Source organism: Moorena sp. SIO3B2 (assembly GCF_010692525.1).
Classification (GTDB): Bacteria; Cyanobacteriota; Cyanobacteriia; order Cyanobacteriales; family Coleofasciculaceae; genus Moorena; species Moorena producens.
Genome location: NZ_JAAHHE010000249.1, coordinates 1 through 8,932, shown reverse-complemented (window position 1 = coordinate 8,932; position 8,932 = coordinate 1). Strand labels below are relative to the sequence as shown.

Genomic DNA, 8,932 nt, shown 5'->3' with positions numbered 1-8,932 from the left:
TCTGACTAATTGGTTAGACCATGGTCGTAAAATGCTAGAACAACAGCAGCAAAATCCTTCCCCAGTTGTGGTCAAGCTGATGCAACTCAAGGCTGAACGAGAAGCGATCAAGAAGGGAAATGACCATTAAGTATCTACTGGATGAAAATGTTGATCATATCTATCAAACTCAACTGCGACTGTACAAACCAGACTTAGTGGTGTTGGTAGTTGGTGGTTCGGATGCTCCCCCCAAAAGAACCCTCGATCCAGACATTCTCTGCTGGTGTGAATAAAATGACTTCGTACTTGTAACAAATAACCGCAGCACTATGCCAGTACATCTAGCAGATCACCTTGCCCAAGGTCGTCATATACCTGGAATTTTGATTCTTAATCATAATTTCAGCATTGGTCAAACCCTTGATGAATTAATTTTGATTGCTGAGGCATCTTTTGAGGACGAATATCAAGATCAAATTATTAATCTACCTTTGTCCAAACTAAGATGATACCATTGTTGTTAAGGATAATCGTAGGGTGGGCATTGCTGGGGAAGATCAAAATTGTTCGCCGATAAATTAAATGGGCAATGCCCACCAATGCCCTTATATCCTAGTCAACTTGGTGGGCATTGCTCAACTGAGATGATACCATTGTTGTTAAGGATAGTTGTAGGGTGGGCATTGCTGGGGAAGATCAAAATTGTTCGCCGATAAATTAAATGGGCAATGCCCACCAATGCCCTTATATCCTAGTCAACTTGGTGGGCATTGCTTGTGTAGGATCAAGAGAAAAAGTTTATGTTAAGCTGTTCGGTGTAGCGTGGGCCCAAGGCTCACGGCTGACAGCTGACCCCTGAATGCTTAGGTTATGGAAACGACAAAATTGTTGAGTCAAGGTCAAGTTATTATTCCTAAGTCTCTGCGAGATGCTCATGACTGGGAAGCAGGTCTTGAGTTAATCGCGATTGATACGGGAGATGGGATTCTTTTAAAACCGAAAAACCCTTTTCCAGAAACACTATTAAATCAAGTGGCTGGTTGTTTAAAGTATGACGGAACTCCTAAAAGTCTTGAGGATATGGATGAGGCGATTCGGCAAGGGATAGAGGAGTTATGGCATGATCGCTGTTGATACGAATGTGGTTGTTCGGCTATTGACTCAGGATGATCAGTTACAGTTCAACAAGAGTGTAGAGATTTTCAGGAAGCAAGAGGTTTTTATTGCAGATACGGTAATTCTAGAAACGGAATGGGTTTTGCGTTTTGCTTATAAGTTCAAACCCGCCGCTATCTGTCAAGGGTTGAGAAATCTTTTTGGTTTACCCAATGTTCGTCTTGCCAACCCTAGCTTGATGGCTCAAGTTATCCAATGGCATGAAAATGGTTTAGATTTTGCTGATGCCTTTCATTTAGCCCTGAGTCAGCATTGTTCAGAGTTTTACACCTTTGATCAGAAATTTGCTAAAAAAGCTCAAGGGTTAACCCAATCTCGGGTAGATAAGCTCTAAAGAATGCGCGAATGCGCGAATTTAGTCGGGAGAATCGTAGGGTGGGCATTGCTGTTGAAAGAACAAAATTGAACGGCGATAAATTAAATGGGCAATGCCCACCAATGCCCACCGGACAAGATCAGCGTACGCACTACAAAATGCGATCGCATAGCGGCTCCAAAGGAGCATCGCACTATTGGGCATTTAAGTTTTTGAGGATTTTGTGTGCCAAAAATTCTTTGATTTCTGTATGTCGTGGTACAGCTTCAGTAACTCCAGTTTGAGGATTAATCCAAAGAGAATGAGAAGAGCCTTCTCGCTTAAGATAGCAACCCGCCTTCCGTAACTTTTTTTCTAATTCTTTACGTTTCATGGAATGGAAATAGAAATTGTATCCTCGATCGCTTCTTTGGGTAGTCCTCGACGAATATCAGCTAAACGATCTTCAAAAATCAGTTGAATGGCATTTTTCAAGCTTTCTTTGGCTTCTTCAACCGTTTCTCCTTGACCATTTGCACCAGGGATTTCAGGACAAATCGCCCAATATCCTCCTTCTGTTGCTGCCTCAATGATGGCGGTTAAGTCTGCGTTCATAAAAATCTCCTTAGATGGTTTATTAATCATAGCAATTATCATAGCTATGAGGTACACAATTTTTGAATTTTAGGGAACAGGGAACAGGGAACAGGGAACAGGGAAGAGAGAAGAGGGAATAGATAATCGTAGGGTGGGCATTGCTGTGCAATATCAAAATTGTTTAGGAATAAATTAAATGGGCAATGCCCACCAATACCCAAGAATCATTATTTTAGAATTTAGAATTTAGGGAGAATCGTAGGGTGGGCATTGCTGAGCTTGATCATGATTGAACCCCGAGCAATTAAATGGTCAATGCCCACCAAGTCGGGAGTCGGGAGAATCGTAGGGTGGGCATTGCTGAGCTTGGTCATGATTGAACCCCAAGCAATTAAATGGGCAATGCCCACCAATACCTTTAAATCTTTGGGTGGGTAAAGCAATGGTGAATTCGGATAGGATTGGGGGTTATAAACCAGCAATGGGTACCCTGCTTGGTGGGCATTGCTCAGATGAATTTGGGCAGGGTTTGGAGTTCGTTTCAAGCAATGCCCACCCTACAAAATTATTAATTTTTAATTATGAAATAAAACCTTCAACCAAATAACTTTCAACCTTCAACTTTTGAGCAGAGTTGATTCAATAACTCTTTTGGAATGGCTTCAAAATTTTCTAACAAAAAATCCATTAAGGCCAAATGATATAAGGAATCAGAAGAAGGAGATTTATAGCGAGAACCTTGAGCGAGCCAGGTGTTAACAGCGTAAGTTGAGCGGCAGCAGATTTGAGCAATGTCTTCTTGGTTAACTTGCCATTTCCAATAAAACGCCTGGGGAGTCATGGATAGTCGGCAGAAGCTGTATAGGTTGATCAAGATTCGCTCTCGCTCAGTGATGGCACGAGGCATTGAAAGTGGCCTTGTGGATTGGCTCTGGGCAATTTGGGCAAGGCGGTCTAGGGCTCGCTGACACTTAATCAGATGATCATTCGAGCGTTTTTTTGGCATGATGGAATTACCTCAAACATAGTGTTTGCTTGGGGGTATAAGCCGCGCTTCCAGGTGGCAAGCTATAAGCGCGGCTTTTTGTCCAAGAATCGTATCGAAATAACGGACATTTTTATTATTACTAATATCTTGGAAAAAGTCAAGAGTTATTTTAATATTTAATATTTTTTTACAATCTTAAGAAATTGACTAGTTTGGGATTTTATAGATAAAAACAATCATTTTTTTAAGGTAATTTGGGTTTATTAATATAAACATCGTAGGGTGGGCATTGCTGATTAAAATCATGATTGAACGGCGAACAATTAAATAGGCAATGCCCACCAATACCAAAAATCGTAGGGTGGGCATTGCTGATTAAAATCATGATTGAACGGCGAACAATTAAATAGGCAATGCCCACCAATACCCAATTATAATCGGGAATCGGGAATCGGGAATCGGGAATCGAATCTTTGGGTGGGCATTGCGGATGAAAATCAAAATTGAAGGCCGAGATCCCCTGGTTGGTGGGCATTGCTCAGGTTAATTCCGGCAGGATTTGGGGTTGGAAACCAGCAATGCCCACCCTACAAAATGCCTACTGATTAAAATCATGATTGAAGGTTGGTGGGCATTGCTCAGGTTAATTCCGGCAGGATTTGGGGTTGGAAACCAGCAATGCCCACCCTACAAAATGCGTTCGCGTAGCGTGACCAAAGGTCAATCGCGCCCCGCGTGGCCATTCGCGTAGCATGGCCCAAAGGCCAAGGCCAATCGCGCCCCGCGTGACCATTCGCGTAGCGTGGCCCAAAGGCCAAGGTCAATCGCTTCCAAAGCGCCAATGGCCACCGGACAAAATGCGTTCGCGTAGCGTGACCAAAGGAGCATCGCACTAGAAAAATCTCCTGAGCCGGAGCGTGGAGCTAAGAAAAATGGTGAAGGTAAAACAGTTCTTGAGTTTTCTGTGATGACGCAGGGAGTTAAACTAGGAAAATTTGTGGCATTGAATCGAAATGCCGCCATTCATCATACTAAGGCTTTTGCTCACCTAGAGAGTCTTGAAGGGAAGTATGGGAGGTGTGCTAAGTTGGGACAGTTTGGGAAGTTTGGGAATTCGACTAATTTCTAGTTATGAGAAATCCTAAAAAGCAGTTAACTATCTTATCATGGACTCACTACATGTTTGGGGGATTTTGCGGATTTTACTCCCTGTTTATACTAATGTTGTATATCCCTTTTGGTCTGTTCATGATTGGCGCAACTGACTCAATTCCTGCAGACTTATCAGGAGAGTTGTCAGAGTGGTTTAAGTTATCACGAAATGTCTCATCGGACTTGCCTGGCTATTTGCTAGTCATTTCTGGTGCCATACTTTTCATCCTTGGAGAAATCTTTGCTTTTGCTATCATTCTCTCTGGATATATGCTCAGAAAAAGCAAGAATTATTGGTTTTCGTTTATGATAGCTTGCCTACTCTGCTGGTTCAGACCATTTGGCACACTTATTGGAATTTTAACGATTGTTGTTCTATCTCGGCAATCTGTAAAAAAATTATATCCTTTTAAGTATTAAAAGGGAATAGGGAATCGGGAATCGGGAGTCGGGAATCGGGAATCGGGAATCGGGAATCGGGAGTCGGGAGTCGGGGTGCATCTCATATTTGTAAAAAAGAAGGGAAGTGTGGAAAGTGTGGGGAGTGTGGGAATTTTATTAGAATTTTTGCCTAATTTCATGCATTGAGATGCACCCGGGAGTAGGGAGTAGGTAACAAAAATTATCACAATTCATTTAGGTACCCTATCGTGTGGATTAAATTGGATGCGTTCGCGTAGCGGCTCTTTTGGAGCATCGCACTATTCCTGATTCCCGATTCCCTACTCCCGATTCCCTACTCCCTACTCCCTACTCCCTACTCCCTATTCCCGACCATGAGGTTTAAGGAGGCTAGCCAAATCAGGGCCACTGGGAATAATTCCACCTGGATTGAGGGGGAACAGATTGCCGTAGTAATCCCGCTTGACATCCTCTAAGCTACAAGTATCAGCAACTCCGGGAAGCTGATACAAGTCACGGAGGTAGGGGCCTAAGTTATTGTAGTCCTGAATTCTGAAACGGTTGCACTTGAACAATCCATAATAAACCACATCAAAACGGAACAGAGTAGTAAATAGACGCACATCTGCCAGGGTTACCCTATCCCCACACAGGTATCTACTGGTCTCCAAGGCTCGATCAATCTTATCCAAGGTTGTGAATAGCTGATCGCAAGCTTTCTCATAAGCCTCTTGGGTCTGGGCAAAACCGCAGCGATAGACTCCATTATTCACAGCGTGGTAGATAGTCTCATTCCACACATCAATGGTTTCCTTCAGTTCCTCTGGATAAAGGTCTAGGGTAGGATTAGTAGCGAACTCATTGAACTGTGAGTTCAGGATTACTATAATTTCTGCACTCTCATTGTTGACAATGGTTTTGCTCTGTTTATCCCACAGCACTGGAACTGTGCAACGACCGTTGTAGCCTGTTTTTGCCAGCTCGTAAAGCTCAGGAAGCGTGTCGCAGCCTTCCTGCTGCTGATTAAATACCCAAATCCCCTGATTGGAAGAAGGAGAGGCAATGAATACCGGTATTGAGTCTTGGAGTCCTTTGAGTGCCCTTACCACTAGAGTGCGGTGGGCCCAAGGACAACCGAGTCCTACATAAAGACAGTAGCGTCCTGCTTCCGGTTGGTAAGGATTCTCTGCTTCTGTCCCAATAAAATTCCTAAACTCGCTGGCAGGGCGAATGTACTCTCCAGAATTATTCCGTGGAGCCAGCTTCGACATCATCATTTGCCAGAGAGTTGTCCAGACAAACTTTCCCAACCTGATGATTAGTGTTGGCGGGAGTGACTTGCCTTTTTTCTTAGTTTCAGCAGCTCCGGTCATGATCGGAATTTAGTAAGACATCTCTAAGATACCAACAAATTCTGACCAGTGGCCTGATTACCCTAGTAGTGCTGAAAAAGAACCCTAACTTACCGTGTTGAAGTCAGGGCTCTTTTTCAGTCAAATCTTCTGGTTTTCCCAACCAAATTACTCCGGTTTAGCTAGCTCTCTCCCTTAGAATTATCCTCTGAATCGATCTTTGGTACCCAATTAGGAGTTTCTGACCCTTCCCAACCAGCAGGACGTTTAGAGTTGTACCAGGCAATGGAGCCAATCACAACTGCTGCCACAAAACCCACAACATACACTAGGGTAAACCACAAGGGAAAACTGCCTGCTTCCATCAATACATACATAGCCGGTTTAGATTTTCTGGTATTTCCGTTATCGTACCATCCAGCCTGATGGCTTCGATAGCTTAAGCTATCAGCTATCAGCTTTCAGCCATCAGCTATCAGCTATCAGCTATCAGCTTTCAGCTATCAGCTTTCAGCTTTCAGTATTGAGCTATCAGCTTTCAGCTTTCAGCTTATGGCTTAGGTCACAGGGTCGAAGCCTGTGCCACAAAGCTGTTCGCGCAGCGTGGGCCAAAAGCCCACGGCTGATGGCTGACCGCTGACCGCTGACCGCTGACCGCTGACCGCTGACCGCTGACCGCTGACCGCTGATGGCTGACCGCTGACCGCTGATGGCTGACCGCTGACCGCTGACCGCTGACGGCTAACAGCACCTACTTTCTAGCTGCTGGGGGAGCTAACGGACCTCCTGCTGGCCTGCGTTGAGGCTTAGGACGAGCCACCGGTTTGGGAGCAACTCTGGGTGCTGGTGCTGGCCTGCGCCTTGCTCGTGCTGGTGCTGGTCTGCGCCTTGCTGGTGCTGGTGCATACCTGCGCTTGGCTGGTGCTGACCGTCGTCTCGGGGCAGTGTTTCTAGGCGTATAGCGTCTGGTGGTACTTTTACGGGGATAAGACCGTTTAGTTGTAGCTTTGCGACGGTAATACCGTTTGGGTTGAGAGTTCTTCCTAGACACCCTGACCCGACTACTACGCCGCCGTGTAGAACTGGCTCTTCTAGTTGAACTACCTCGTCTTGAACTAGTTCTTCTCCTTGACCGAGTTGTGGAAGCGGTAACGGTAGTGGGAACAAATTTTTTGTTAATAACTCGTTTGGGTTTAATCGGCTGAGCTTCAATGGTAGCTTCCCGACCTGATAACTTCCTGGGGCGCTCAGTAAAGGACTCACGGTCTAAGTCTTCGATTACCTCCAACATGAACCGACGCCAGGTGGCAGCAGCAGTTGCACTAGACCCTCTGGTAGGCTTGTTATCATCATTACCTAACCAAACCCCAGCTACTAATTGGGGAATATAGCCCACAAACCAGAGGTCACGGGCATCATCCGTAGTGCCGGTTTTGCCAACTGCTGGTCGTCCAATTTGAGCCGCTGTCCCGGTACCCCCGGTAACCACACCCCTGAGCATCCAGGTCACAATGGCTGCTGTTTCTGCATCAATAGCTCGCTCACCCTCGAGTTTGTGGTCGTAAATCACGTTACCGTGCTGGTCAATAATGCGGCGAATTCCATGAGCATCGTGGTGAATGCCTTGGGCGGCTAAGGTGCCATAGGAACTGGTGAGTTCTAACAGGTTTACCTCAGATGCTCCTAGGGCGAGGGAGTAGGTGGGATGGAGTTTGGATTTAATCCCCATTTTTTGAGCCAGCTTGATAATCGGCTCCCAGCCCACATCCACTAGGGTTTTGACGGCTACCACATTCACCGAAGAAATCAGGGCATCCCGCACTGAGATCGAACCCCGGAATCTCTCACTGTAGTTTTTAGGTTCGTAACCATCTACTATATACCCCGCATCCATGTAGCCTTTATAGGGAGACATCCCTGTTGCTAGTGCTGCGGCATACACGAATGTTTTGAATGTAGAACCAGGCTGACGCTGAGCTTGGGTGACCCGATTGAGGTAATTATTGCTATCTAGGTCATTAAAATCCTTACCCCCGACCATGGCTTTGATCTGACCATTGCGGGGATCCACGGCAACTAGTGCAGCTTGTCCAAACCGCTGGTAACGACCATAGGTTTTCATGGTCTTTTGGACAGCAGTTTCAGCGGCATCTTGCCACTCTAAATTAATTGTAGTTTCAATGGTCAGCCCTTTCTTACCCAGTACTTCTTTGGAAACGTATTTGGGCAATTCTTGTTGAATATATTCCGTGAAATAGAACGCTTTACGCTCCAGTCGCTTCGGTTGGCTTGCCTTAATACTCAGGGGCTCGGCCATGGCTTTGTCGGCTTCAGCCTGGGAGATGTACCCATTTTCCAACATCCGCTGCAATACTACATCACGACGTTCTTTGGCTGCTTTTTGCCTAGAGCTATTGATTTTGCCCTCCAACAATGGCGAGTAAACACTAGGAGCTGGGGGTAATCCCGCCAGTGTTGCCATTTCTCCCAAGGTCAGGTCTTTTACGGGTTTACTAAAATAGACCCAAGCCGCATCAGCAATCCCGTAAGCACCGGAACCCAAATAGACTAAGTTTAAATAGCGCTCCAGGATTTGATCTTTGCTCAAATCCTGCTCAATTTTCTGCGCCATGCGCATTTCTTTGAGTTTGCGTACGATGCTGCGTTCGTGATCAAAGTAGACAATTCTAGCGAGTTGCTGGGTAATCGTGCTACCACCTTCTACTACTCCCCCAGCTTTGAGGTTAGCCACAGTAGCACGGAGAATACCCTGGGAATCTACCCCTTTATGCTCTTTAAAGCGTTGGTCTTCAATAGCAATGAAGGCTTCCATCAGGGTTTCGGGTATTTCCCAAATCTTGAGGGTCTCATGGCTAGCTGGCCCAATTTGCTGGATAATAGTGCTGTCGGCAGCTTTAATCGTGATGGTGCCATCTCGAACATAGGTCAAGACATCCTTAGTAGAATCTGGCAGAGAGCTTTCTAGCT

16 protein-coding genes and 1 pseudogene are annotated in these 8,932 nt (G+C 45.5%); 5 read left to right on the top strand and 12 right to left on the bottom strand.

Annotated features, from left to right (window positions below; all coding sequences use genetic code 11):
* Window positions 1-119 precede the first annotated feature (119 nt).
* The 3 genes and pseudogenes from F6K38_RS44480 to F6K38_RS29835 all read left to right on the top strand — a co-directional run bounded on the left by F6K38_RS44480 (window position 120) and on the right by F6K38_RS29835 (window position 1,492).
* Window positions 120-491: pseudogene (locus F6K38_RS44480) on the top strand (DUF5615 family PIN-like protein).
* Window positions 492-852: 361 nt separating this feature from the next.
* On the top strand, window positions 853-1,116 hold the full coding sequence (locus F6K38_RS29840; RefSeq protein WP_287358693.1) for an AbrB/MazE/SpoVT family DNA-binding domain-containing protein: 264 nt from the start codon (window positions 853-855) through the stop codon (window positions 1,114-1,116).
* Window positions 1,103-1,492: a type II toxin-antitoxin system VapC family toxin gene (locus tag F6K38_RS29835; RefSeq protein ID WP_071105800.1), complete on the top strand. Its 390-nt coding sequence runs from the start codon at window positions 1,103-1,105 to the stop codon at window positions 1,490-1,492. Before F6K38_RS29840 ends, F6K38_RS29835 begins: the two co-directional genes overlap by 14 nt.
* A gap of 21 nt (window positions 1,493-1,513) precedes the next feature.
* Here the strand turns inward: F6K38_RS29835 and F6K38_RS29830 are convergent, their stop codons facing one another.
* The 7 genes from F6K38_RS29830 to F6K38_RS29800 form a co-directional block, all read right to left on the bottom strand.
* Entirely contained in the window at window positions 1,514-1,678 is a 165-nt protein-coding gene (locus F6K38_RS29830) for a hypothetical protein (RefSeq protein WP_158026632.1), read from the bottom strand.
* Window positions 1,668-1,847, bottom strand: coding sequence for a type II toxin-antitoxin system HicA family toxin (locus F6K38_RS29825; RefSeq protein ID WP_071105799.1), 180 nt, complete (start codon window positions 1,845-1,847; stop codon window positions 1,668-1,670). Before F6K38_RS29825 ends, F6K38_RS29830 begins: the two co-directional genes overlap by 11 nt.
* Window positions 1,844-2,068, bottom strand: a complete 225-nt coding sequence (locus F6K38_RS29820; protein ID WP_071107965.1) for a type II toxin-antitoxin system HicB family antitoxin — start codon at window positions 2,066-2,068, stop codon at window positions 1,844-1,846. The genes F6K38_RS29825 and F6K38_RS29820 overlap by 4 nt, the downstream gene beginning before the upstream one ends.
* A gap of 221 nt (window positions 2,069-2,289) precedes the next feature.
* On the bottom strand, window positions 2,290-2,595 hold the full coding sequence (locus tag F6K38_RS29815) for a hypothetical protein (protein ID WP_071105798.1): 306 nt from the start codon (window positions 2,593-2,595) through the stop codon (window positions 2,290-2,292).
* A gap of 65 nt (window positions 2,596-2,660) precedes the next feature.
* Complete coding sequence (locus F6K38_RS29810) at window positions 2,661-3,056, bottom strand: hypothetical protein (protein ID WP_083373870.1); 396 nt, start codon at window positions 3,054-3,056, stop codon at window positions 2,661-2,663.
* A gap of 226 nt (window positions 3,057-3,282) precedes the next feature.
* The gene (locus tag F6K38_RS29805; RefSeq protein ID WP_271968685.1) at window positions 3,283-3,573 is read right to left on the bottom strand and encodes a hypothetical protein; all 291 of its coding nucleotides are present in this window, start codon (window positions 3,571-3,573) and stop codon (window positions 3,283-3,285) included.
* 103 nt (window positions 3,574-3,676) lie between these two features.
* Complete coding sequence (locus tag F6K38_RS29800; protein ID WP_158026631.1) at window positions 3,677-3,931, bottom strand: hypothetical protein; 255 nt, start codon at window positions 3,929-3,931, stop codon at window positions 3,677-3,679.
* A gap of 71 nt (window positions 3,932-4,002) precedes the next feature.
* Here F6K38_RS29800 and F6K38_RS29795 point away from each other — a divergent pair, with 71 nt between their 5' ends.
* Both F6K38_RS29795 and F6K38_RS29790 read left to right on the top strand, forming a co-directional pair.
* Window positions 4,003-4,167, top strand: coding sequence for a hypothetical protein (locus tag F6K38_RS29795; RefSeq protein WP_287358690.1), 165 nt, complete (start codon window positions 4,003-4,005; stop codon window positions 4,165-4,167).
* Between the two features lie 2 nt (window positions 4,168-4,169).
* Window positions 4,170-4,610, top strand: a complete 441-nt coding sequence (locus F6K38_RS29790; protein WP_287253727.1) for a hypothetical protein — start codon at window positions 4,170-4,172, stop codon at window positions 4,608-4,610.
* Here F6K38_RS29790 and F6K38_RS29785 read toward each other — a convergent pair.
* The 5 genes from F6K38_RS29785 to F6K38_RS29765 form a co-directional block, all read right to left on the bottom strand.
* A complete protein-coding gene (locus F6K38_RS29785) occupies window positions 4,607-4,819 on the bottom strand; it encodes a hypothetical protein (RefSeq protein WP_131827153.1) in 213 nt (70 codons plus the stop codon). The two genes, F6K38_RS29790 and F6K38_RS29785, sit on opposite strands and share 4 nt — an antisense overlap.
* 135 nt (window positions 4,820-4,954) lie before the next feature.
* Window positions 4,955-5,965 carry a glutathione S-transferase family protein gene (locus F6K38_RS29780; RefSeq protein WP_008184227.1) on the bottom strand — a complete coding sequence of 337 codons (1,011 nt, stop codon included), beginning with the start codon at window positions 5,963-5,965 and terminating at the stop codon, window positions 4,955-4,957.
* Window positions 5,966-6,126: 161 nt separating this feature from the next.
* Window positions 6,127-6,321, bottom strand: a complete 195-nt coding sequence (gene psb35, locus F6K38_RS29775) for a photosystem II assembly protein Psb35 (protein ID WP_044493155.1) — start codon at window positions 6,319-6,321, stop codon at window positions 6,127-6,129.
* Window positions 6,322-6,506: 185 nt separating this feature from the next.
* Entirely contained in the window at window positions 6,507-6,695 is a 189-nt protein-coding gene (locus F6K38_RS29770) for a hypothetical protein (protein ID WP_287253729.1), read from the bottom strand.
* The coding region (locus F6K38_RS29765) for a transglycosylase domain-containing protein (protein ID WP_287358687.1) at window positions 6,696-8,932 on the bottom strand (2,237 nt) is incomplete at its 5' end.

Coding starts and splice junctions, on each gene's coding strand:
- F6K38_RS29840 (WP_287358693.1), top strand. CDS start 853: ATGGAAACGACAAAATTGTTGAGTCAAGGTCAAGTTATTATTCCTAAG.
- F6K38_RS29835 (WP_071105800.1), top strand. CDS start 1,103: ATGATCGCTGTTGATACGAATGTGGTTGTTCGGCTATTGACTCAGGAT.
- F6K38_RS29830 (WP_158026632.1), bottom strand. CDS start 1,678: ATGCCCAATAGTGCGATGCTCCTTTGGAGCCGCTATGCGATCGCATTT.
- F6K38_RS29825 (WP_071105799.1), bottom strand. CDS start 1,847: ATGAAACGTAAAGAATTAGAAAAAAAGTTACGGAAGGCGGGTTGCTAT.
- F6K38_RS29820 (WP_071107965.1), bottom strand. CDS start 2,068: ATGAACGCAGACTTAACCGCCATCATTGAGGCAGCAACAGAAGGAGGA.
- F6K38_RS29810 (WP_083373870.1), bottom strand. CDS start 3,056: ATGCCAAAAAAACGCTCGAATGATCATCTGATTAAGTGTCAGCGAGCC.
- F6K38_RS29805 (WP_271968685.1), bottom strand. CDS start 3,573: ATGCCCACCAACCAGGGGATCTCGGCCTTCAATTTTGATTTTCATCCG.
- F6K38_RS29790 (WP_287253727.1), top strand. CDS start 4,170: ATGAGAAATCCTAAAAAGCAGTTAACTATCTTATCATGGACTCACTAC.
- F6K38_RS29780 (WP_008184227.1), bottom strand. CDS start 5,965: ATGACCGGAGCTGCTGAAACTAAGAAAAAAGGCAAGTCACTCCCGCCA.
- psb35 (WP_044493155.1), bottom strand. CDS start 6,321: ATGTATGTATTGATGGAAGCAGGCAGTTTTCCCTTGTGGTTTACCCTA.